This is a genomic window from Haloplanus sp. (genome assembly GCF_028275055.1).
Lineage (GTDB): Archaea > Halobacteriota > Halobacteria > Halobacteriales > Haloferacaceae > Haloplanus.
In genome coordinates this window covers 1-23,402 of sequence record NZ_JAQCNJ010000088.1, presented here as the reverse complement: position 1 = coordinate 23,402, position 23,402 = coordinate 1, and the positions used below count along the sequence as shown (strand labels likewise).

Sequence of the window (23,402 nt, the reverse complement as noted above, 5' to 3'; positions counted from 1 at the left end):
TTCAACGTGTGCGTCAAATTCTCTCCGATGATAATCGAACGCCGCTGGCGGGGCCGGAAGCTCCCACGTAGGGGGTTACTCGTACACCGGGAACTCGGCACAAAGTCGGTCGACCTCGTCGCGCACCTCGGCGGCCACGTCCGGGTCGTCCGGATTGTTCAGCCGCTCGACGATCAGTTCGCCGACCGTTTCCATGGCGTTCGCGTCGAAACCGCGGGTGGTGAGCGCCGGCGTTCCAACCCTGATACCGCTGGTGACGAACGGTGACCGCGTCTCGCCGGGAACGGTGTTTTTGTTCGCGGTGATCCCGATGTCGTCGAGGGCCTCCTCGGCCTCCTCGCCCGTGAGGTCCGGATGGGAGTCACGCAGGTCGAGAAGCAGCAGATGCTTGTCGGTCCCGCCAGACACCGGCTGGATCCCCGCGTCGGTGAACACGTCGGCGAGCGTCCGTGCGTTCGAGACGGTGCGTTCGGCGTACTCGACGAACTCCGGTTCGAGTGCCTCGCCGAACCCGACGGCCTTGCCCGCGATGTTGTGCATCAGCGGCCCGCCCTGCCCGCCGGGGAAGATGGCCTTGTCGACCGCCTCGGCGTGTTCGTCGGTCGTCATGATCATCCCGCCGCGGCCGGCCCGGATGGTCTTGTGCGTCGATCCGGTGACGAAGTCGGCGTGATCGACGGGTGAGGAGTGGACGCCCGCGGCGACCAGCCCGGTGATGTGGGCGATGTCGGCGAGGTGGTAGGCGTCAACCTCGTCGGCGACGGTGGCGAGGCGGTCCCACTCGAACTCGCGGGGATACGCCGACGACCCGCTGACGATCATGTCGGGGTCGAACTCCGCGGCCTGTTCGGCCAGCGCGTCGTAGTCGATGTAGCCCGTCTCCGGGTCGACACCGTACTGTTCGACCTCGTACAGTTGGCCGGAGAAGTTGACGTGGTGGCCGTGGCTCAGGTGGCCCCCATGGTTCAGGTCGAGCGAGAGAATGCGGTCGCCGGGTTCGAGCGTCGCAAAGTAGACGCCCATGTTCGCCTGTGTCCCGCTGTGGGGCTGGACGTTGATGTGGTCGGCCCCGTAGAGCTCCTTCGCTCGGTCGATGGCGAGGTTCTCGACGGTGTCCATATGCTCGCAGCCGCCGTAGTAGCGCTCGCCCGGATACCCCTCGGCGTACTTGTTCGTCATCACGCTGCCTTGGGCCTCCATCACCGCCTCGGAGACGTGGTTCTCCGAGGCGATCATCTCGAGGTTGTTCTCCTGCCTTCGCTCCTCGCCGGCGATGGCCTCGGCGACCGCCGGATCGGTCTCGCGGAGGTGTGAATCGGTGGGTGTCACATGTTATATCACGGAAAACAACATAATAAGTAGGGTGGTCCGTCACAAACTTTCCCGCGGATTCGGGTCTTCTACTCCAGTGTGTGCCACGACAACCGCGGGGTCCGTGCCGCCGACGCCTGATCGATCCGCCGGGCGGCCGTCGTCGCCGGCGTCTCGGCCAGTGTCTCGGGATCGGTCGCCGCGACGGCGTTGAACGCCGCCGCCAGATCGTCCAACCGCGCTTTCGACTCCGTCTCCGTCGGTTCGGTCATCAGCGCCTCGTCGACGATTTCGGGCCACTTCGTCGTCGGTGGGTGGACGCCGTGATCGAGCATCCCCTTCGCCACGTCGGCCGCGTCCGAGTCGGCGCTCGCGACGAACTCGTGGTGGAACGGGCCGTACGGCACGTCGTACTCGATTCGCTCGGCGAGGTAGTTCGCGTTCAACACCGCCGTCTCGCTCACGTTCTCCAACCCCTCGTCGCCGTGGCGCAGGATGTAGGCGTACGCCTTCACCAACACGAGCCAGTTGCCCATGAACTCATGGACCCGACCGATACTGTGTTCGGGTTCGTAAGTCTCGCACCCGCCCTCGCCCTCGCCCTCGCGGACCTGCGGCGTCGGCAGGAACGGCGCGAGGTCGCCCCGGACGCCGATCGGACCCTGTCCGGGGCCGCCACCGCCGTGGGGCGTCGCGAACGTCTTGTGCAGGTTGAAATGCATGATGTCAAAGCCCATGTCGCCGGGCCGGGCCTTCCCGAGCAGGGAGTTGAGATTCGCCCCGTCGTAGTAGAGCAACCCCCCCGCGTCATGGACCAACTCCGCGATTTTCTCGATCGACCGCTCGAAGAGGCCAAGCGTGTTGGGATTGGTGAGCATCAGGAGCGCAGTCTCATCGCTCACGGCCGCCTCCAGTGCCTCGACCCCGACCCGACCGTCGTCGTTCGACGGGAGTTCGACCACGTCGTAGCCGGCCATGGCCGCGCTCGCGAAGTTGGTGCCGTGGGCCGACTCGGGGACGATCACCTCGCTCCGGTCGTCGCCGTTCGCCTCGTGGTACGCCTTCGCCACCTGGATCCCGGTGAACTCGCCGGCCGCACCCGCCGGGGGTTGGAGCGTTACGGCGTCCATCCCGCCGATGGTCGCAAGCGTTTCTTGGAGTTCGTACAACAGACGCAGGATTCCCTGCTTGTCGTCGTCGGCCCGTAGCGGGTGCACCCGGTTTCCACGGTGTGCGGCCACGTCCTCGGTGAACCGCGGGTTGTACTTCATCGTACACGACCCGAGCGGAATGGGGCCGGAGTCGACACCGTAGTTCATCTGCGAGAGGCGGGTGTAGTGGCGCGTCACCTCCGGTTCCCGCATCGCGGGCAGTTCGAGTTCGTCCCGTGTCAACTCGTCGGGCAACGAGGAGTCGACCGAGACACTCGTCGCGTCCTTCTCGATCAACAACGGCTCGTACGCCTCGCCCTCCGACCACCGGGCCTGCTCGTAGGTCACGTCGCTTTCACCACCGGCCGCCCCGTCGGACTCACCGTTCGTCCGCTCCCGGGGTTCTTGACTCATGCGGCACCCCGGTAGCCCGCGAGGGCGTCGACCAACCCGTCCACCTGCTCGCGGTTGGTATCGGTCACACAGACCGCCAGCCGCTTCTCGCCGGCGTCCTCCACCGCTCGGAGTGCGATACCGGCGTGGCGGCAGTGGTCCACCACGTCGCTTGCGGGGGCGTCGACGTCGATCAGTGCCTCGCGGAAATGGTTGCCGTCGTAGACGGGAGCGTCGAAGCCGTCGAGGTCGTCGATCCGTTTGCAGGCCTCGGCGATGCCCGTCACACACTCCTCTGCTAGGTCGACGAGGCCGTCGGGGCCGAGCCACGCCGCGTGGATGGCCGCCCGGAGCGCCAGCCACGCTTGGTTGGTGCAGATGTTCGAGGTGGCCCGTTCTCGCCGGATATGTTGTTCGCGGGTCTGCAGCGTCAGCGTGTACGCGCGGTTGCCGTCGTCGTCCGTCCCCGCGCCGACGAGGCGGCCGGGCACCTGCCGAAGGAACTCCTCGCGGCAGGCGAAAAGGCCCAGTCCCATGCCGTACGTCGTCGGCAGTCCCAGAACGCTCGCGTCGCCGACGACCACGTCCGCGCCGTACGCCGCTGGCGGTTCGAGAATCCCGAGGGCGACGGCGTCGGATCCGACACAGAACAACGCGTCGTGGTCGTCGGCGAGGTCACCCACGGCGCCGAGGTCGGGTTCGAGCAGGCCGCGGGCGTTCGGCGTCGCGGCGTACACCATCGACGTGTCGCCGTCGATGCGGTCGGCCAGACCGTCGATGTCGACCGTTCCCTCCGTCGTGGGGTAGGTGTCGATCCCGATGTCCGGTCCGTCGGCGTAGTTTTCCAGCACCGACCGCACCCGGTCTGGGAGGCTCTCCGGGACCAGCACCTCGTCGCCGTCCGTCGCCCGCACGCGGTCGGCGAGCAGGAGGGCCTCACCCACCGCGGTCGACCGGTCGTACATCGAGCAGTTTGCGACCCCCAGCCCCGTCAGTTCGGCGACGAGCGACTGGAACTCGAACAGCGCCTGCAGGAACCCCTGATCCACCTCGGGTTGGTACTGCGTGTAACTCGTAAGAAACTCCCCGCGAAGGGAGAGGTGGTCGACCACCGACGGGACGTAGTGGTCGTAGTGGCCGCCACCGAGAAACTCGGTCAGTTCGGGCGATTCGTCGAGGATTCCCTCGACGGCCGCCTTTGTCGCACGCTCCGAGTGGGCTTCGATTCCGTAGTTGCCGTCGAACCGGACCGACTCGGGGATGTCGAACAGATCGTCGGGGTCGGCTACTCCAACCGCGTCGAGCATCGCCGAGCGATCGTCTCCGGCGTGGGTCGCGTACGGCATAACAGTACCACTCGGGACCCTCGACGTATATATTCGACGCTGCGCCCGCTCCCGATTCTTCCTGATCGTTCGTGTATGATTCGCTCAGTTCACCTGCTCTACGTCGTACCCAGCGTTCTCGATGGCGGCCATCACGTTCTCGGCGTGACTCTCGCCGCTCGTGATCACCTGGAACACGAGGTACGCGTCCCCGACATCCAGGTCACCGACCGCCCGGTCGTGTCGCACCGTCCGGATGTTCGCCCCCTTCTCGCCGATGATGCTCGAGATACAACCCATCTCGCCCGGCTGATCCCGGATGTGGATGCGGAGGTGGAGCAACTGTGTCCGGTCGGTCAGCGCGTGGGTCAACACCGTCTGCAGCATCGACATGTCGATGTTGCCACCACAAAGCAACGGGACGATGGTTTCTCCGTCGACGTCGACCTCGTCGCTCAACATCGCCGCCACCGACGCCGCGCCCGCTCCTTCGACCAACTGTTTCGAGCGTTCGAGAACGGTCAGTAGGCTCCGGGCGATTTCGTCGTCGCTCACGGTCACCACCTCGTCGACGTGGTCTTCGATCAGGCCGAGCGTCAGTTCGGAGATACCGCCGGTGGCGATGCCGTCAGCGATCGTCTTCGGTGACTCCTCGTCGACCGGCGCCCCCTTCTGGAGGCTGTCGGGCACCGTCGCCGCCAGATCCGCCTGCACGCCGATCACGCGGATCGAGTCGTCCAGCGTGTTTAATGCGGTGCTGATCCCGCCGATCAAGCCGCCGCCGCCGATCGGGACGATGACCGTGTCGGCGTCGGGCACCTGTTCGTGGATCTCCAGGCCGAGGGTTCCCTGCCCGGCGACGATGTCGGGGTCGTCGTACGCGTGGACAAACAACCGCTCCGGCTCCTCGGCCATCTCTTGGGCGTGTGTCATCGCCTCACCGAAGTTCGCGCCGTGGAGCTTCACCCTCGCCCCGTAGCTCCGGGTCGCGTCCACCTTTGCCTGTGGGGCGTTCTCGGGCATCACGATGGTCGAGTCCAGTCCCACCGTCGTCGCGGCAAGCGCAACGCCTTGGGCGTGGTTGCCGGCGCTCGCCGCCACCACCTGCTTGTCGCTCCCCGACTCGGCTTCCTGTTTCAGCTTGTTGTACGCGCCGCGGGTTTTGAACGACCCGGTTCGCTGGAGATGCTCCATCTTCAGGTGGACCGAGCCACCCGACATCTCGCTCAGCGAGCGGTTCGTCTCGATCGGCGTCTGCCGGACGATCGCCGGATCGTCGAACCGTTCTCGCGCGGCCTCGATATCTGTGAGTGTGACTGTCATGAACTATTCACGCACACACGCCCGAATAAATGGCTTGTTTACCGCAAGGCTCCCGTCGGTTTCTCCCCGGCGAGCGGTCATACCGGGGTCCCGAGCGGTTCCGTCACGTGGCCGCTACCACGGGCGGGTGGCGCGCCGTCGACTCACGGTCCGACCCGATCATCCGCTCGCCGATGAAACACCGGCCCCGGTTGTGGGGACGGTCAATCGCGTGTCGGCCGCTCGATCAGGTCGCTGCGTGGGCCTCGCGGCGCGCCTCGTCGACGCTTCTGCCGTCCCGAAGAACGGCGTCGACGAACAGTTCGCCTGCCCGGTACGACGACCGGACCATCGGCCCGCTTGCACAGTACAGAAAGCCGATTTCCTCCTCGGCGACACGCCGCCACGTCTCGAAGGCGTCGGGGTGAACGTACTCGTAGACGTCGAGGTGGGAACGCGAGGGCTGGAGATACTGCCCCAACGTGACCACGTCGACGCCGGCCTCGCGACAGTCCGAGAGCGTCCGGTAGATTTCGTGGTCGTACTCCCCCACGCCTAGCATGAGGCTCGTTTTGGTGTAGATGTCGGTGGCGGCGGCGTGTCCGAGCACGGACAGCGACTGTTCGTAGCCCGCACGCCGGTCTCGGACCGGCCACTGCAGTCGCTCGACCGTCTCGACGTTGTGGGCGATCACGTCCGGCCCGGCGTCGACGATCCGGTCAACCAGACTCGGATCGCCCCGAAAATCCGGGATAAGCACCTCGACGAGAATACCTGGATGCCGACTCTTTATCTCCTCGATGGTCCGCGCGAAATGGCCCGCACCCTGGTCGGGCAGGTCGTCGCGGTCCACGCTCGTCAGCACGACGTAGTCGAGGCCGATCTCCGAGACGGCGTCGGCGACCTTCGACGGTTCCTCGGGGTCGAGTGGCTCCATCCCGCCGGTCTCTACGTCACAGAAGTTACACCCCCGCGAACAACGGTCGCCCATCAACATGAACGTCGCCGTCCCCGGGCCGTTCCGACCGCTCCAGCACTCCCCCAGGTTGGGGCAGTTCGCCTCCTCACACACCGTGTTGAGGTCGTGGTTTCGCAGGGTCTCGCGAATCTCCGTGAACCGCCCGCCCGAGGGTGGTCGCATCCGCAACCAGTCGGGCTTGCGCCTGCGTGCCATGCCTAACGGTTCGGGCCGGCAAGCAAAAACGTGTGGGGCGACCGTTCGGCTTCCGGAGACGTTTCCGCGACCGACACGACTATGACGGGCGTTCGTGAACGACCGGAAGGCGATGAGCGACCGACGGGCGGCAATCGTCGAGGGATCGATCCCGCGCGCGCTCATCACACTGGCTATCCCGCTGGTCGCCCAGAACGTCGTTCGCGTCGCCCAGCAGGTGATCGATACGTTCTGGCTGGGCCGGTTGGGTGAGACGGCCGTCGCCGCCGTTGGCCTCACCATCCCCGTTACCGGGCTACTCTTTGCCCTGCTCGTGACGCCATTCGTCGGCACCCAGATACTCGTCTCCCAGCGGATCGGCGCGGACGACGACGACGGCGCGCGGCGGATGGTGAGCCACGGCGTCGTACTGGCCGTTGTTCTCGGAGCCATCGTCGGCGCCGGCGTCGCGTTCGGTGCCGATCCGATCGTTCGGCTGCTCGGCGCGGGCTCGGACGTGGCCCCCGCGGCCGCCGTCTACCTCGGGACCATCGCGCTTGGCCTCCCGATGGCCGGCGCGAGCGACGCCCTCGAAGCCGGTTTCGTCGGTCACGGCGACTCCCGGGCCTCGTTGTACGTCAACGTCGCCACCGTCGCCGTCAACGTCCTTCTCGATCCGTTGTTCATCTTCGGAGCGGGACCGATCCCGGGCATGGGGGTCCAGGGGGCCGCGCTGGCGACGATCGCCGGCTACGCCGCCGGCCTCCTCCTCGCGGCCGCGCTTGCGGTCGGCCCGCGGATGGCCCTCGCGCGTCGCCACCTGAGGCTCACCGTCGCCGACTTCCACGCGTTGCTCTCGATTGGCGCGCCGATCACCGGCCAACGGGTGGTGCGCCAGAGCGTTCGCGTCCTGCTCGTCGGTGTCGTCGCCACGGCCGGGGGCGCGGCAGGTCTCGCCGCCTACACCGTCGGCGCACGCGCCGCCAGCGTGGCCGTCCTCCCCTCTCGCGGCCTCGCACAGGCAACCCAGAACATGGTCGGGCAGAACGTCGGGGCCGGCAGACCGGCCCGTGCCAGCCGGACGACCCGTGTCGGCGTCGCCGTCGCCGCCGCGGTTCTCGTTTGCCTCGGGACCGTCCAGTGGGTCGTTCCCGGTTCCGTCGCCCGCCTGTTCGTTCCCGACGCCTCGCCCGAGGGCTTTGCACTCACCGTCGACTACCTCCGGATCCTCGCCTACGGCTACCCCGCCATCGGCGCGGCCGACCTCCTGCTTTCGGGGTTCAACGGCGCCGGGCGGACCCGGACGAGTTTCGTCGCCGACCTGCTGAAATACTGGCTCGTTCGGCTCCCCGTGGCGTCGCTTGCCCTGCCCGCCACGGTGTCCGTGTCCGTGTCCGTGTCCGTTCTCGGCGTCGTTGTCGTGCCCGGACACGGTCTCGGCATGCCGGCCGTTTTCTGGGCGGTGACGGGGTCGAACGTCGTCGCTGCCCTCGGCGCCGGCGCGTACTACGTCCACGCGGTCCGTCGGGGCCTCTTTGTCGATGCGGCGGTCGGAAGCGACGACACGGACGTCGTTACCGAGTCTACTGACTGAGGCCGCCCCCGACCGGACGGAAACGCCTTTGTCGCCCCGGCCCGCCGAGACGCATATGATCCGTCACGGCTCCGTTCGCGTCGCCACGGGGGTGCCGACCGCATGAAGGTCGTCGACGCCGTTCCGGAGTTCGCCGACGCCTTCGACTTCGAGGAGTTCAACGCGATGCAACGCGAGGCGTTACCGGTTCTTGTCGAGACCGACCACAACGTCGTCGCGTCGGCCCCGACCGCGAGCGGCAAGACCGCGCTGGCGGAACTCGCAATCTGTAAGACGCTGCGTGAGAACGGCACCGCCCTCTTTATCGCCCCGATGCGCGCGCTCACAAACGAGAAGGAAAGCGAGTGGGAGCGCTTCGAGGAGATGGGCTACTCCGTCTACGTCGTTACCGGGGAACGCGACCTGAACCCGCGGCGCGCCCGCCACGCAGACGTACTCGTGATGACACCGGAGAAGGTGGATTCGGCGACCCGAAAACACGACTCCCGGCGCTACGATTTCGTCACCGACGTGGACTGCTGTGTGATCGACGAGGTCCACCTCCTCGACTCGGAGCGCCGCGGGGGCGTTCTTGAGGTCACCGTCTCGCGGCTCCGGCGACTCTGTGCTCCCCGCTTTGTCGCGCTCTCGGCAACGATGCCGAACGTCGAGGACGTGGCGGCGTGGCTCGACGCCCCGCCGGAAGCCACTTTCGCCTTCGGCGACGACTACCGACCCGTCGACCTCCAGACGGGAGTGAAGACCTACAGCCACGGCGAGAACTCCTTTGCCGACAAGTACCGCCGGCTCTACCGCGCACTGGACCTGGCCGAACCCCACGTCCGCGAGGACGGACAGGCGCTCGTTTTCGTCGCCTCCCGACAGGACGCCGTCAGCGCCGCCGCGAAGACCCGCGACGAACTCGCCGAACGCGACGTGCCCGTCGACTCCCGGGGCGACTACGACTTCCATCAAGAGGCCACGGAGTTGAGCGACGACGGCCTCGGACAGGCCGTTCTTGACGGCGTGGCCTTCCACCACGCCGGCCTCTCGAAGGCCGACCGCGACCGCATCGAGACGTGGTTCCGGGAGGGCAAGATCGCAATCCTCTTTTCGACCTCCACGCTCGCATGGGGGGTCAACCTCCCCGCCCGCTGTGTGATCGTCCGTGACACCAAATACCATGACCCCTTGGAGGGCGAGGTGGACATCAGTCCTCTCGACCTCCTCCAGATGCTCGGCCGGGCCGGCCGTCCGGGGTACGATGATGTGGGCTACGGCTGGGTGGTGTGTGACCGCTCGGACGCCGACCGCTACCGGCGACTCCTCCAAGAGGGAACGGAGATCGAGTCCAACCTCGCCGCTGATCTCGATGCCCACCTCAACGCCGAGATAGCGATGGGGACCGTCGACGACCTCGACGACGTGCTCTCGTGGTTGGAGACCACCTACTACTACGTCCGCGCGGCCGCAGAACCGGCGGCCTACGACTTCGAGGGCCTCCGCGGCCGTGTCCGGGACACGCTTGAAGCGCTCGTCGACCGCGGGTTCGTCGAAACCGGCGAGAACCTCGTTGTCGACCCCACGTCGCTTGGCCGCCTCGCCTCGAACTACTACCTCCGACTGTCGACCGCCGAGGCGTTCCGTGACCTTGCCGACCGAGACCGGATCGACGCCGACGCGGTGCTTGAAACCGTCGCCGCCGCCGCCGAGTTCGACTCCGTCTCGGCCCGCCAGTCCGAGGCCGAGGCGGTCGACGCCGTTCTGGGGAGCGAGGCATCGGCTCTCGACGACGGCGGACGAAAGGTGTTCGCAATCCTGCGGGCGAGTACCAGCGACTCCGTCCCCGCCGATCTGCGGAGCGACGCGTGGATCATCCGTCGGAACGCGCTTCGGTTGCTTGCGGCGCTCCGAGAGTTCTTGCTCGAATTCGCCGGTCCCCGGGCCGCCAATCTCGCCCGACGGCTCGAAGCCCGTATCGAACACGGCGTCAGCCGCGACGCCGTTTCGCTCACCGCCATCGACGGCGTCGGCGCCGGCCGCGCGAGCACGCTCGCCACCGGCGGCCACTCCCGCCCAGCGGATCTGGTCGACGCCGGCGCGGCCGAACTGACGGGGGCGGGGCTCTCAGAAGGGGTCGCGGAGCGGATCGTTGAGGCTGCCGGCGATCTGCCCGCGATCACGGTGTCGTGGGGCGACCTTCCCGACGCCGTCGCGGCCGGCGAAAACGAAATGTGTGAGGTCCGACTCCGTAACGAGGGCGGCGGCGCCCGGGTCGGCGTCCGTGTCACGGTCAACGGTGTCGGGATGCACGAAAAGACGACGTATCTCTCGAACGTGACGACGGTTCCTGTCGGGGTGTTCGGGGCCGACGCCGAGGAACTCGACTTCCGTGTGGAGGTGTCGTTTCCGGAACTCCCCTTACAACCGTTTACCGACGAGCGGACGGTTCGGGTGGTGTAGTCGTCGGGTTCCGGTTCGTCGCCGTCCGCTCTGTCTACCTCAGGATGCCAAGCTCAGAGAACACGATCCGGAGTTCGGTCGGATCGGCCGCCTCGCGGTCGGCCAACTCCGTCGCCTCGGGGTCGTCGCCGTAGGCCACCGTCGTAATCGCTGCCCCCGTTGCCGCCCGGACGCCGTTCGGGGAGTCCTCGACGGCGACACAGTCGCTCGGATCGACGCCGAGTCGTGTCGCCGCGGCCGCGTACACGCCCGGGTCCGGCTTGCCCGGGCCGTCGATATCCTCCGTGCTCACCGTCGTGTCCACGTCGAGGTCGAACCGGTCGACCACCTGTGCGATCCACGACGGGGGACTGGAGGAGACAACGCCGATCCGCAGGCCGCGGTCGCGGAGCGACGCCAGCAGATCCCGGAATCCCGGCATGAGGTCGGCCGACTCGTAGAGTTCCGCCGCGGCCGACTCGTAGAGGTCGAGAAATGCCTCACGCCCCATCGCCATCTCGTAGCGGTCGGCGAGGTGGTCGTAGGTCTCGCGGTAGTTGATCCCGCGGATCTCCGCCTGCGAGGGGTCACCCGCCGCGACGGCCGCCGGAAGGATGGTTTCGGCCTCGCGCTCCCGCCAGAACGCCTCGGTGTCGACGATCACGCCGTCCATGTCGAACAGGGCCGCGTCCATGCGCCTTTTTGTCCTGCCACCGTCGAAAGAGCTTCGTCCGAGGGTTTTCGGGCGAGAAGGCGACCACCCGTTCCCATGCCAGACGCCATCCGTGCGTTCGCCGGCGACTGCACCGTCGAGACCGACGACCGGACATACCGGGGCCGGGTCGTCGTTCTCGTCAAGCCCGACCGGACCGTTCTCGTCCACGACACGGCGGGGTATCAGCCGGTCGCGTGGCTCACCCGCGCCGACAGCGTTACCGTCGAGACCGGGGGTCCGGGATTCGGTCTCACCGCCCGTCTCGACGACCGTCGACTCAGGGTGACGGCCGACCGGATCCGGAAGTCGGTGTACCGGGCGTCGCGAGCCGGCGTCCCGGTCGGCACCCACCCCGAGTCGGGTGGGACGTTGATTCGAGCCGACGGTGCGGTCGTTGATGTCGACGCCGGAACACGGTATCCGCTCGTCGCGGGAGCGACCGTTCTCGAGTCGACCTGCTTGGACTGTGGTCTGCCGCGCATGCGCGTCGACCGCGGCGCGACGTTCGAGGTGTGTCTCGACCGTGCCTGCGAGTCGCTCGATAACGCCGTTCGTGAGCGGTTCGACCGCGAGTGGACCTGTCCGGACTGCGGGGACTATCTTCGGCTCATCCGGCGTGACGGTCGCCTGCTGGCTGGTTGTGACGCCCACCCGGACTGCGAGACGGCTTTTACAATCCCCGCAGGTCTCGTCGTGGACGACTGTTCGTGTGGACTCCCGGTCTTCGAGACGGCGACCGGACGGCGGTGTCTCGACGGCACCTGCGACCGGTGGGACGGCTGACACCCGGTCCCGTCGGGAGGGGGCTGTGGCGGGCAACCCACCGCAGGCTCTTTATTTCAGCCTCGCCCCAACGTATGTATGCAGGGCACCTTCGAGGAAGGCGTCGTCCGGGTCGACGGCGACGCCCGACAGCGCTTCTACGACGCCCGCGGCTACGGTCGCCCGCTTGACGGCAACCGGATCGAACTCGCGCCCGTCGAGGCCGCACACCTCCTGTTCCGTGACGATCTTGACGCCGTGGTCGTCCCCGATGGCGAGCGTGTCGCCGCCGCCGCCGATTCCCTCGACTTCCGAACGTTTCTCGTCGCCACAGACGCCGCCCTTCTTTTCGTCGTTTACAAGGATCTTCGGGACCGGGGATTCTACCTTTCGCCCGCCCGCGAGGGCTGGGTCGACGACCCCGGAGGCGCTGACTTCGTGGTGTATCCGCGGGGGAAAGGTCCCGCCGACGACGCCATCGCCCACCGCATCCGTGTCGCCGGCGAACGCGAAACCCTCGCCGCCGCAGCGCTCGGTGGCGTGACCCTCGCCGTCGTCGACGAGGAGGGCGAACTCACCTACTTCGAGACCGGCCGTCCGGGACCAGGTGGTGACGTAGACACCGAGGCCGAGACGCCCCGGTACGACCCACCGGCCGGGATGACGGCCTCGCTTCTCGCCGACCGGGCGGTGGTGTGGGAGCCGCCGGCGTCGCTCCACGACCGCGGGTTCTACGGCCAACGGCTCAAGGGTCGTAACGCCGACCGTGGGCCGCTCCAACTCTCCTTGGTCGAGGCGGCGTACCTCGCCCGTCGTGACGCCCTCTCGCTTCCCGAACCCCGGGTCGTCGAGCGCGGGCGGGCAGTCGAGGGCGGTCGGTTCGACCGCCGTCTCCGCGCATACGCGGCGCTCCGGGCGGCGGGGAGCGTCCCCAAGAGCGGGTTCAAGTTCGGGGCGGACTTCCGGATCTACGACGCCTTCACCACGGTCGACGAGATGGACCACTCCACGCGCCTGCTCCGGGTCGTTGCCCCCGATCACACGTTTCTTCCCCGTGACCTCTCGCTCGACGTGCGCCTCGCCGGCGGGGTCCGGAAACGAATGGTTTTTGCGCTGACCGACGTGAAAGAGGGGATACACTGGCTTTCGGTCGACCGACTCACGCCATAACATGACACGAGATACCCCGCGGAACGCCGACGGCGAGGATCCGAGCGACGTGGCCACCGACGAGACGGCCGCCGACACCGCCGCGGGCGCGGACGACGTCGCGCTCGACCCGTGGGGCTCGTCGGCCGTCGCCGACTACCGCAAACTGTTCGACGAGTTCGGTATCGAGCCCTTCGATGAGGTGCTTCCAGAGGTTCCGGCTCCCCACCATCTGATGCGCCGCGGGGTCATCTTCGGCCACCGTGACTACCGTCCCGTCGCCCGCGCGCTCCGGGAGGGTGAGGATGCGGCCGTTCTCTCCGGATTTATGCCGACCGGTGACCCCCACATCGGGCACAAACTCGTCTTCGACGAGATCATCTGGCACCAGGAACGGGGTGCGGACGCCTACGGCCTGATCGCCGACCTCGAAGCCCACAGCGCTCGCGGCCTCTCGTGGGACGAAATCGACGACCACGCCCGTGACTACCTGCTTTCGCTGCTTGCGTTGGGGTTCGACCCGGAGGCGGGCGAACTCTACCGGCAGTCGACCAACCGCGAGGTGCAGGATCTCGCGTTCGAACTCGGGTCGAAGGCCCGCCTCGCGGAGTTCGAGGGCATCTACGGCTTCGACGGCGAGACGTCGGTTTCACATATGCAGTCGGTGGTCACCCAGATGGCCGACATTCTTTATCCCCAGTTGGGAGAGCCCAAGCCGACCGTCATTCCGGTCGGCCCCGATCAGGATCCACACATGCGACTGGCGCGGGACGTGGCTGCACGGACTCGCTACTTCAAGGTGACCGAGGCGTACGCCTCCTTCGCGGCTGATCCCGGGGAACGCGACCACCTTGCCGCCGCCCACGCCGCACTCGAAGACGACTCCGACGACCCTGTGCGGTGTGAGGACGCCGCCGACTGGCTCGAGGCCGACCCGACGGCGGATGCCGACCGCGACGCGGCCATCGAGAAGCTCCGCGCCGCGGGAAAGGAGCCGCTCCGTCCTCGGGTCCGCTTTCTCGACCGAAACGCCACCGACGAGGCGTTCGACGCGCTGGTTGAGGCGGTGTCGGGCGAGAAGCGCCGATACGACGAACACGTCGACGCCTTCGAGATGGGACCGGACGAGGCCGAGGAACTCGCCCGCGAGGTGGAACTCGACCACGGCGGTTACGGCTTCCGTGCGCCCTCTTCGATCTATCACCGGTTCATGACCGGGCTGACGGGCGGGAAAATGTCCTCCTCGGTGCCGGCGAGCCACATCTCCCTGCTCGACGACCCCGAGGACGGCTACGACAAGGTAAAGGCGGCGACGACAGGCGGCCGCGAGACGGCCGAGAAGCAACGAGAACTCGGCGGTGAGGCAGACGACTGTCCCGTCTACGAACTGTATGCTTATCTGCTGGCCGGCGACGACGACGAGTTTGCGACCGAGGTGTACGAGGAGTGTGTCGGCGGCGAGCGTCTCTGTGGCGGCTGTAAGGAACAGGCCGCCGAACTCATGCGCGAGTTTCTCGAGGAACATCAGGAGAACCGTGCGGAAATGGAGGCGGTTCTCGACGGCCTCGACATCGACCTCGACTCGGATCGTCGGGGTGTCACCGGAGACGACCACTGACGCCACCCCGGCCGTCAGAACGCTTTTGCTCCGCGGCGCGTTTCGAACGGATACGGTGACCGAACCCGCCACGGCCGACGCGCTCGGGGTCGCGTTCGTTTTCGAACTCTGAGACCACGGTCGGTCGACTCCGCCCCCGGCGGCTGGACGAACCCGGTCCACTCGACGGGCCACGCTTCGGAACCCCTAACTGATCGGCTCGGATGCATCCGAACAAGAAGACGCATGCAACTCCCGGACTCACAGGTCGCGGTGTTGGAAGCCGCGAGCGCGACGGAGGACCGAACGATCGAACGGCTGAGCGAGGCGACGGGGCTGAAACCGGAGACGGTGACCGGCGCGGCGTTCGACCTCGAAACCGAGGGGTTGGTCGAGGTATCGACCGATGAAACCGTCTCTCACCAGGTGACCGACGAGGGCGAGACGTACGCCGAGGTTGGCCTCCCCGAGGTCCGTCTCTACCGCGCCGCACGCGCGGCCGGAGCGGACAACGACGCCGTCCCGATGGGACAGGTTATCGACGCGGCCGACCTCGATGGCCCCGAGGTCGATATCGCCCTCGCCAACTACGCCCGCAAGGGGTATGGCGACATCGACTCGGGGCAGGTTACCGCCGATCCGGACACCGACCCGGACGCCGATCCGGAGGCGGCGGCGCTCGCGTCGCTTTGCCCCGGTGACGACGAGGCGCAACGCCCCCCGAGCAGTCAGTCGGAGGCCGACGACGCCGACGCACTCGACCGACTCGTCCGTCGTGGCCTCGTCGACCGAACCGAGCGAGCCGTCCGCTCTGTCACGCTCACCGACGCGGGCGTGACGGCGCTGATGGAGGGCGTCGAGACGGCGGAGACCATCGACCGCCTCACGCCCGAGTTGCTCGCTTCCGGCGAGTGGCGCGATGCCGAGTTCTCGGCGTACAACGTCGAGGCCGACGCACCAGCCGAACGGGGCGGTTCGGTTCACATCCTCCGCCAGACCGCCGACCGCGTCAAGGAGACGCTGGTCGGTATGGGCTTTCGGGAGATGGGGGGGCCCCACGCCGATTCGGAGTTCTGGATCAACGACTGCCTGTTCATGCCCCAAGACCATCCGGCGCGCACCCACTGGGACCAGTTCGCACTCGACGTGCCGCCGATGGAGTCGATTCCCGACGACCTGCTGGATCGGGTCCGCTCGGCGCACCTAGAGGGTGTCGGCGAGGACGGCGACGGCTACCACTCGCCGTGGACCGAGGCGGTGGCCCGCGAGGTCGATCTCCGGGGCCACACCACGTCGTTATCGATGCGCTACCTCTCTGGAACCGAGATCGGCGACCTCGACCCGCCGGAGCGGTTCTTTAGCGTCGAGAAGGTGTACCGCAACGACACGCTCGATCCGACACATCTGCTCGAATTCTTCCAGATCGAAGGCTGGGTGATGGCGGAAAACCTCTCGGTGCGGGACCTGATGGGCACGTTCGAGGAGTTCTACCGACAGTTCGGCATCACCGACCTGGAGTTCAAGCCCCACTACAACCCATACACCGAACCGAGCTTCGAACTGTTCGGCACACATCCCGAGACGGGCGAGTTGATCGAAATCGGCAACAGCGGCATGTTCCGCGAGGAGGTTCTCCGGCCGCTCGGTGTCGAGTGCGACGTGATGGCGTGGGGGTTGGCGCTCGAACGACTCCTGATGCTCATGTACGGCTTCGACGACATCCGCGACGTACACGGGACGCTCTGTGATCTGGATCTCCTGCGGAACACGGAGGTGTTACACTGATGCCCGTCGTCGACGTCGACCCCGACGAGCTTCGACGGTTGACGGGACACGACGAGAAAAGCGACGAGGAGTTGAAAACGGACCTGTTCGCCCTCGGCTTGGAGTTCGAAGGTGAAACGGAGGACGGCCTGTTGCAACTGGAGTTCGGGCCGGACCGGCTGGACCGACTCTCCGTGGAGGGGGTCGCCCGGTCGCTTCGGTACCAGTACGGCGACGACCGTGGTGTGTACGTCCCGAACACGAACGACGCCGACTGGACGATCGTCGTCGAGGAGTCGGTGCCCGACGAGCGACCCTGTGTCACCGGCGCGGTGATCCGCGGGGTCGACCTCGACGACGATGCCCTCGACTCGCTGATCCAGTTACAGGAGAAACTCCACGCCACGATGGGGCGCAAGCGCGCGAAGGGGGCTATCGGCATTCACGACCTGACGATGCTGAAAGGGGCGGCGTACGATCCGGAGGGCGACGGCGGCCCGGCCGGCAACTCGATCACCTACCGCGGGGTCGCCCCCGACGGTGACCGGTTTGTCCCTCTTGATGCCGACCGCGAGATGACGCCCGCGGCGGTGCTGGCCGACCACCCCACGGGTGAGACGTACGCCTCGCTCGTCGGGGCGTACGACCGCTATCCCGCTATCTACGACGAGATCGGGCTGTTCTCGTTCCCGCCGGTCATCAACGGCCGCCGGACGGAGGTGTCGACGGATTCGCGGAACCTCTTCGTCGAACTGACAGGGACCGACCAGTGGACCATCGACCGGATGTGTAATGTGATCTGCTACGCACTGGACGCCCGCGGCGCGACGATAGAGGAGGTGGGGGTCGACTACCCGGATGGGCGTCTGGTCCGTCCGGACTTCGAGGTGGAGACAAAAACAGTCACCCACGACCGCATCGAGTCGATGCTTGGTATCGACCTCGACGTCGAGGAGACTGTCGACCTTTTCGAGCGGTCCGGACTCGACGCGGTGCCGGACGAGACCGATGGCACATACGAGGTGTCGATCCCGCCGTACCGCACCGACGTCATTCACCCCCTCGACCTGATCGACGACGTCGGCCGGGCCTACGGATTCAACGATCTCGACCCCCGGTATCCGGACGTGGCGACCGTCGGGAGCCGACACGACCGGTCGAAACTCGAATCGGCCGCCCGGACCCGTCTTGTCGGTCTCGGCTTCGAGGATCTGCTCAACTTCCATATGATTTCGGAGCCCGAAAACTACGACCGGATGGGACTCACGGCCGGGACCGGGGCCTACGGCGGCGACCCACCGGTGACCATCACCGAACCGTACAGCGAGGACTACACCATGCTCCGGACGTGGGCGCTTCCCTCCCTGTTGATGGTGTTGGAGAACAACACCCACCGGACGTACCCACAGGACCTCGCGGAGGTCGGTCTCGCCGCCTACGCTGACGACGACGAGAACACCGGAGTGGCGGAACGGCGCACCGTCGCGGCCGCACTGGCCCGTCACGACGCTACCTACGAGAACGCCAAGTCTCGACTCGCGGCGCTGTGTCGGGGCTTCGGTGTCGATCTGGTGACCCCCGCCACCGACCACCCGACGTTTATCGACGGCCGTGTGGCCGACGTGGTGATCGACGGCGAGACGGTCGGTGTGATCGGTGAGATCCACCCGCGAGTGCTGGTCGAACACGACCTTGACCTGCCGGTTGTGGCGTTCGAGTTCCGGTTGGACGCGTTGGCGTAACCGCCGCCGCGAACGATCCGCGGATCGCCCCCAACCGAGGTGTTTAACACCGGTCGCTCCGGTAGCGTCACGCGAGCACTACTATGCCGCGCGGAGAATACGACCCGGAGACGGTCGAACGACAGTGGCAGGAGCGGTGGGTCGAGGAGGATCTCTACGCCTACGAGGGCGAGGGGGCTGTAGATCCGGACACCGTCTTCTCCATCGACTCACCGCCGCCGACGGTGTCCGGGAGCCTCCACTGGGGGCACGTCTACGGGTTCACCCTGCAGGACTTTGTCGCCCGATACAACCGGATGCAGGGCGAGGACGTGTTCTTTCCGTTCGGCTACGACGACAACGGCATCGCATCGGAGCGCCTCGCCGAGGACGAACTCGACGTCCAACATCAGGATTACGACCGCGACGTGTTTCAGGAGATGTGTCGCGGCGTCTGTGCGAAGTACGAGGCGGACTTCACCGAAAAGATGCAGGCACTCGGTATCTCCATCGACTGGACCGAGACCTACCAGACCATCGAACCCCGCGTCCAGCGCATCTCCCAACTCTCCTTTATCGATCTCTACGAACAAGGCCGGGAGTACCGCCAGCGCGCCCCCGCCATCTGGTGTCCGGACTGCGAAACCGCCATCTCGCAGGTCGAGATGGAGGACTCCGAACAGGATTCCCACTTCCACGACATCGAGTTCGGCGTCGCGGGGAGCGACGAGACGTTCACCATCTCGACGACCCGACCCGAACTCCTGCCGGCCTGTGTCGCGGTGTTCGTCCACCCCGACGACGACCAGAACGGGTATCTGGTTGGCGAGGAGGCCGACATCCCGTTGTTCGGCCAGACCGTCCCCATCATCGAGGACGAACGCGTCGATATGGAGACGGGTTCGGGAATCGTGATGTGTTGTACGTTCGGTGACCAGACCGACATCGAGTGGTATCAGGCCCACGACCTTCCCCTCCGGATCGCCATCGACGAGTCGGGGACGATGACCGACGTGGCAGGCGAGTACGAGAACCTCTCCGCCGAGGACGCCCGCGAACGCATCGTCGACGATCTCGACGACGCCGGGGCGTTGCTGGACCGGTGGCCAATCTCACACGTCGTCAACGTTCACGAGCGGTGTGACACCGAGGTCGAGTTTCTCGTCACCGAGCAGTGGTACATCAAACTGCTCGACAAAACCGAGGAGTACCTCGACGCCGGGCGGTCGATGAACTGGTTCCCGGAGAAGATGTTCACGCGGTACAAAAACTGGATCGAGGGACTGCAGTGGGACTGGGCCATCTCCCGCCAGCGGTCGTCGGGCATCCCATTCCCGGTGTGGTACTGCGACGACTGTGACACCGAGATCATCGCCGACCGCCACCAGCTACCGGTCGATCCCCTCTCTGACGATCCGCCTGTCGACGCCTGTCCGGAGTGTGGCTGTGAGATGTTCGTTCCGGAGAACGACGTGTTCGATACGTGGGCCACCTCCTCGCTGACGCCGCTGATCAACGCCGGGTGGGAGTTCGACGCCGACGTCGGCGAAATGGCCATCGAACGCCCCGAACTCTACCCGATGAACGTGCGCCCGCAGGGCCACGACATCATCTCCTTTTGGCTGTTCCACACCGTCGTGAAGTGTTACGAACACACCGGCGAGGTCCCCTTCGACAGCGTGATGATCAACGGGATGGTGCTCGACGAAAACCGGGAGAAGATGTCGAAATCGAAGGGGAACGTCGTTGCACCCGACGCGGTACTGGAGGAGTTCCCGGTCGACGCCGCGCGCTACTGGGCCGCCGGCAGCGCCGTCGGCGACGACCTGCCGTACAAGGAGAAGGGGCTCCGCGCCGGCGAACGCCTGATGCGGAAACTCTGGAACGCGTCGAAACTCGTCGACGATCTCACGCCCGAAAAGCGACTCCCCCGGCCGGACCTCCGGGAGATCGACCGCTGGCTGCTGGCCGAACTCGACGACCAGATCGAGACCGTCTCCGAACACTTCGAGCGCCGCGAGTTCTCGAAGGCCCGTGACGGCCTCCGCTCCTTTTTCTGGCATACGTTCTGTGACGACTACCTCGAAATCGCCAAACAACGCCTCCGCGACGGGCCGGACCCGTCGGCGGCGTACACGCTTCAGGTCGCACACCGACGCTTCTGTAAGCTGTTTGCCCCTATTCTCGCCCACGTCACGGAGGAACTCTGGCGGGAACTGTACAGCGAGGGGAGCGTTCACACGACCGACTGGCCGGAGCCACTCGGCGTTGAGGCAGACCTCGCGGCGGGCGAACGGGCGATGACCGTGGTGGGTGCACTCCGGAAGTTCAAATCGGACAACCAGTTGTCGATGAACGCCGACGTGGACGCGGTCCGGGTGTACGGCGACGTCTCGGCGTTTGCCGAGGATATCCGGCGGGTGATGCACGTCGATGAACTGGAGTCCGTCGATGAGGAGCCCCCGGTCGAGTCGGTCGTTGCCGGCGTCGATCTGGACTACTCCTTGGTCGGTCCCGAGTTCGGCGGACAGGTGCCCGCAATCGAGGCCGCAATCGAGGCCGACGACTACGAGGCCGTAGACGGTCGTCTCCACGCCGACGGCGCCGAACTCTCCCCCGAGATGTTCGACCTCGACGAGGAGCGACGTTACACCGGGGACGGAGAAATGATCGAGGCGGGCGAAACGGTCGTTATCGTCCGGAACTAGCACTAGCGGTCGACGCCGACCGCATCCGCCACCGAGTCGAAGCCGTCCCGGTCCAACAGATCGAGGAGCCCGCTGTTGATGTCGCGTGCAAGCCCCGGTCCCTCGTACACCAGCCCGGTGTACAACTGGACGACACTCGCTCCTGCACGGATCTTTCGGTAGGCGCCTTCGGCGTCGGTGACGCCGCCGACCCCCACGACCGGCACGTCGGTCCGGTCGGCGATGAACTGAATCATCCCCGTCGCCTCCTCCTCGATTGGCTTTCCGGAGAGCCCACCGCGTTCTGCCTGACTCGGATTCCTCAGGCCCGGCGGCCGGTTGACGGTCGTGTTGGTGGCGACGACGCCGTCCAGGTCCAGATCATCGACGACGGCGAGAGCCTCGTCGATGGCCGGGGCCGCCAGGTCCGGCGAGAGCTTCACCAACAACGGCTCGGCCCCGGCGTCAACCAGTCCCCCGAGGATGCGTTCGAGCGACTCGCGGTGCTGGAGTTCGCGCAGGCCGGGCGTGTTCGGACTGGAGACGTTCACGACGAAATAGTCGCCGGCGTCGGCCACCCGGTCGTACGTGTACCGGTAGTCGTCGGCCGCCTCGTCGAGTGGCGTCGACTTTGACTTCCCGATGTTCACACCGACGGGCGCGTCCGGAAGGGTCGCGTTGTTGAGCCGTGCGCCGATCCGGTCGGCGCCCTCGTTGTTGAATCCCATTCGGTTGATCAACGCGCCGTCCTCGGGGAGCCGAAAAAGACGGGGACGCGGGTTGCCGGACTGTCGCTCGGCGGTGACGCCGCCGATTTCGACGTGGCCGAAGCCGAGGGCCGTCAGCACCGACGGGATCTCGCCGTTCTTATCGAAGCCGGCTGCGACACCGACGGGATTGTCGAACTCGAGTCCGAACGCCTCGGTACGCAGGCGGTCGTTCTCGACCGCGTACCGTTCCCGAAGCGCAGTCTCGACGAGCGTGTGTTGGACCCCCCGGAGTAATCGGTGCGTGGCCCGGTGGGCTGTCTCCGGTGGTAGTGTGAACAACAACGGTTTGAGCGCGTCGTATCCGTTCATCGGTCGTTAGCTCCGGCGTTTGGCGGCGACGACCGCCCCCCGTTACGGTCGCGAACACTCATCCGTTCAAAAGTCGTGTTCCACGTCGTCCTGATCGGCCTTTTGAATGATGATCTTGCCGTCACGGACCCGGACGAACACCTCGTCGCCGATATCCATGCCGGCTACGGCGAGTTCGTCTTCGTGGAGGTTCACGTGGACGTTGTGGTACTCGCCGTTCTCGTCCTTGGCACCGCTTGGACTGAGCTTCTTTTTCCGGACCATCGGGGGTGTCTATCCGTTTTCACCCTAGCACACACATAAGTGTTGTCTACTCACCGACGGCGGCCGCCGCCGCCCGACGCGACGGATACGCCGGTCGGTTCCGCCCGGCGCTCACACCGCCACCCCCGTGAAGCCCCCCGATTTGCCGATATATTTATGTTGTGGCATGTGTTCGATTCCCATAGAGGTACGAAACCATGGTACGAGAGGACGGTAAGCGGAATTTCGTGATGCGCGAGGAGAGTAAAGAGGACAGCGTGTTCTCGGGCAACATGCCCCGACAGGCCGCGCTGAAGGCGGCCCGCCGTCTCGACCCGGAGGACTCGGAGGCACAGGCCGAGGCCGACGCCGAGGAGATACGGCTCCGGGAGAAAGGGACGGACAAAGTCCATATCTTCGAGGCGTGGGCGTGGGAACAGGAGGCCCCGGACGACAAACCCGACTGGATGGGTGAAGAGATAACCAAAGGGAACGTCTCGAAAAAGGGAATCGAACACCTCGAAGAGTGATGCCGCCCACAGCGGAACGACGAGCGCCGACAGGGCTTTGACCATGCAACGACCACCGTCCGCCCGCGCGGCCGCTCCCCGGCGGGACCGTCCGTGCAAGCGGGGGATGACCGACCGGCCTCCAGCCGCGCAACACCGCCTTTTCCACCATGTCGTTTCGTCCCATGGAACCGTCCCGCGAAGACGGTCCTCTTCGACGGGCTTATGTGTACCACCGGCGTTTCGTATGTTACGCACGCCATCGGCGCCGATTCCGGCGCCCGGAACCGATCCGGTAACCGACACAATCGACTGCCGACGGTGGAACGCTTCCGACGGTCTTAAGTGATTAAGAGCGCTCGGTTGTAATGCGAAGTGCGGCGAGGGCACGACGCCCTCGGCTCGGATGCACACGCCAGTCGGCCGACCCAGCATACCCGATCAACGGGTTTATATGGGCCGCCCGACTCGGTTCAAGTCCGGACGAAACATGAGGATTCCACCTCTGCGGTCCGCCGTAAGACGG

General features: G+C 66.4%; 17 protein-coding genes. 9 read left to right on the top strand and 8 right to left on the bottom strand.

What is annotated here, in order from left to right; all coding sequences use genetic code 11:
• Positions 1 to 75 precede the first annotated feature (75 nt).
• The 5 genes from glyA to lipA all read right to left on the bottom strand — a co-directional run bounded on the left by glyA (position 76) and on the right by lipA (position 6,656).
• Positions 76 to 1,329, bottom strand: coding sequence for a serine hydroxymethyltransferase (gene glyA, locus Q0925_RS10915; RefSeq protein ID WP_299335378.1), 1,254 nt, complete (start codon positions 1,327 to 1,329; stop codon positions 76 to 78).
• A gap of 71 nt (positions 1,330 to 1,400) precedes the next feature.
• The gene (gene gcvPB / locus Q0925_RS10910; protein ID WP_349254406.1) at positions 1,401 to 2,876 is read right to left on the bottom strand and encodes an aminomethyl-transferring glycine dehydrogenase subunit GcvPB; all 1,476 of its coding nucleotides are present in this window, start codon (positions 2,874 to 2,876) and stop codon (positions 1,401 to 1,403) included.
• Positions 2,873 to 4,201, bottom strand: coding sequence for an aminomethyl-transferring glycine dehydrogenase subunit GcvPA (gene gcvPA, locus Q0925_RS10905; RefSeq protein WP_299335376.1), 1,329 nt, complete (start codon positions 4,199 to 4,201; stop codon positions 2,873 to 2,875). The genes gcvPB and gcvPA overlap by 4 nt, the downstream gene beginning before the upstream one ends.
• 84 nt (positions 4,202 to 4,285) lie before the next feature.
• Positions 4,286 to 5,503: a threonine ammonia-lyase gene (ilvA, locus tag Q0925_RS10900; RefSeq protein ID WP_299335374.1), complete on the bottom strand. Its 1,218-nt coding sequence runs from the start codon at positions 5,501 to 5,503 to the stop codon at positions 4,286 to 4,288.
• Positions 5,504 to 5,729: 226 nt separating this feature from the next.
• Positions 5,730 to 6,656 (bottom strand): lipoyl synthase, encoded by a 927-nt coding sequence (gene lipA, locus Q0925_RS10895; RefSeq protein WP_299335372.1) that lies wholly within the window; start codon positions 6,654 to 6,656, stop codon positions 5,730 to 5,732.
• A 94-nt stretch (positions 6,657 to 6,750) separates the two neighbouring features.
• Between lipA and Q0925_RS10890 the strand changes: the two genes are divergently transcribed.
• Both Q0925_RS10890 and Q0925_RS10885 read left to right on the top strand, forming a co-directional pair.
• Positions 6,751 to 8,229 carry an MATE family efflux transporter gene (locus Q0925_RS10890; RefSeq protein WP_299335369.1) on the top strand — a complete coding sequence of 493 codons (1,479 nt, stop codon included), beginning with the start codon at positions 6,751 to 6,753 and terminating at the stop codon, positions 8,227 to 8,229.
• Between the two features lie 102 nt (positions 8,230 to 8,331).
• Positions 8,332 to 10,671, top strand: coding sequence for a DEAD/DEAH box helicase (locus Q0925_RS10885; protein ID WP_299335367.1), 2,340 nt, complete (start codon positions 8,332 to 8,334; stop codon positions 10,669 to 10,671).
• A 34-nt stretch (positions 10,672 to 10,705) separates the two neighbouring features.
• Here the strand turns inward: Q0925_RS10885 and Q0925_RS10880 are convergent, their stop codons facing one another.
• Positions 10,706 to 11,344, bottom strand: a complete 639-nt coding sequence (locus tag Q0925_RS10880; RefSeq protein ID WP_299335365.1) for an HAD family hydrolase — start codon at positions 11,342 to 11,344, stop codon at positions 10,706 to 10,708.
• Positions 11,345 to 11,419: 75 nt separating this feature from the next.
• On the opposite strand from Q0925_RS10880, the gene Q0925_RS10875 reads away from it, so the two are divergent.
• The 6 genes from Q0925_RS10875 to Q0925_RS10850 all read left to right on the top strand — a co-directional run bounded on the left by Q0925_RS10875 (position 11,420) and on the right by Q0925_RS10850 (position 21,066).
• Positions 11,420 to 12,148 (top strand): DUF91 domain-containing protein, encoded by a 729-nt coding sequence (locus tag Q0925_RS10875; RefSeq protein WP_299335362.1) that lies wholly within the window; start codon positions 11,420 to 11,422, stop codon positions 12,146 to 12,148.
• A 78-nt stretch (positions 12,149 to 12,226) separates the two neighbouring features.
• On the top strand, positions 12,227 to 13,297 hold the full coding sequence (gene endA / locus Q0925_RS10870; protein WP_299335359.1) for a tRNA-intron lyase: 1,071 nt from the start codon (positions 12,227 to 12,229) through the stop codon (positions 13,295 to 13,297).
• 1 nt (position 13,298) lies between these two features.
• Positions 13,299 to 14,894 carry a tryptophan--tRNA ligase gene (locus Q0925_RS10865; RefSeq protein ID WP_299335358.1) on the top strand — a complete coding sequence of 532 codons (1,596 nt, stop codon included), beginning with the start codon at positions 13,299 to 13,301 and terminating at the stop codon, positions 14,892 to 14,894.
• Positions 14,895 to 15,119: 225 nt separating this feature from the next.
• On the top strand, positions 15,120 to 16,658 hold the full coding sequence (locus Q0925_RS10860; protein ID WP_299335356.1) for a phenylalanine--tRNA ligase subunit alpha: 1,539 nt from the start codon (positions 15,120 to 15,122) through the stop codon (positions 16,656 to 16,658).
• Positions 16,658 to 18,379 carry a phenylalanine--tRNA ligase subunit beta gene (pheT, locus tag Q0925_RS10855; RefSeq protein ID WP_299335352.1) on the top strand — a complete coding sequence of 574 codons (1,722 nt, stop codon included), beginning with the start codon at positions 16,658 to 16,660 and terminating at the stop codon, positions 18,377 to 18,379. The genes Q0925_RS10860 and pheT overlap by 1 nt, the downstream gene beginning before the upstream one ends.
• An 83-nt stretch (positions 18,380 to 18,462) precedes the next feature.
• Positions 18,463 to 21,066, top strand: coding sequence for a valine--tRNA ligase (locus Q0925_RS10850; protein ID WP_299335350.1), 2,604 nt, complete (start codon positions 18,463 to 18,465; stop codon positions 21,064 to 21,066).
• Between the two features lie 2 nt (positions 21,067 to 21,068).
• Here the strand turns inward: Q0925_RS10850 and Q0925_RS10845 are convergent, their stop codons facing one another.
• Together Q0925_RS10845 and Q0925_RS10840 are read right to left on the bottom strand one after the other, a co-directional pair.
• A complete protein-coding gene (locus tag Q0925_RS10845) occupies positions 21,069 to 22,124 on the bottom strand; it encodes a quinone-dependent dihydroorotate dehydrogenase (RefSeq protein WP_299335347.1) in 1,056 nt (351 codons plus the stop codon).
• A 66-nt stretch (positions 22,125 to 22,190) separates the two neighbouring features.
• Positions 22,191 to 22,388 carry a hypothetical protein gene (locus tag Q0925_RS10840; protein WP_299335345.1) on the bottom strand — a complete coding sequence of 66 codons (198 nt, stop codon included), beginning with the start codon at positions 22,386 to 22,388 and terminating at the stop codon, positions 22,191 to 22,193.
• Positions 22,389 to 22,585: 197 nt separating this feature from the next.
• Here Q0925_RS10840 and Q0925_RS10835 point away from each other — a divergent pair, with 197 nt between their 5' ends.
• Complete coding sequence (locus Q0925_RS10835; RefSeq protein WP_299335343.1) at positions 22,586 to 22,897, top strand: non-histone chromosomal MC1 family protein; 312 nt, start codon at positions 22,586 to 22,588, stop codon at positions 22,895 to 22,897.
• Positions 22,898 to 23,402 lie beyond the last annotated feature (505 nt).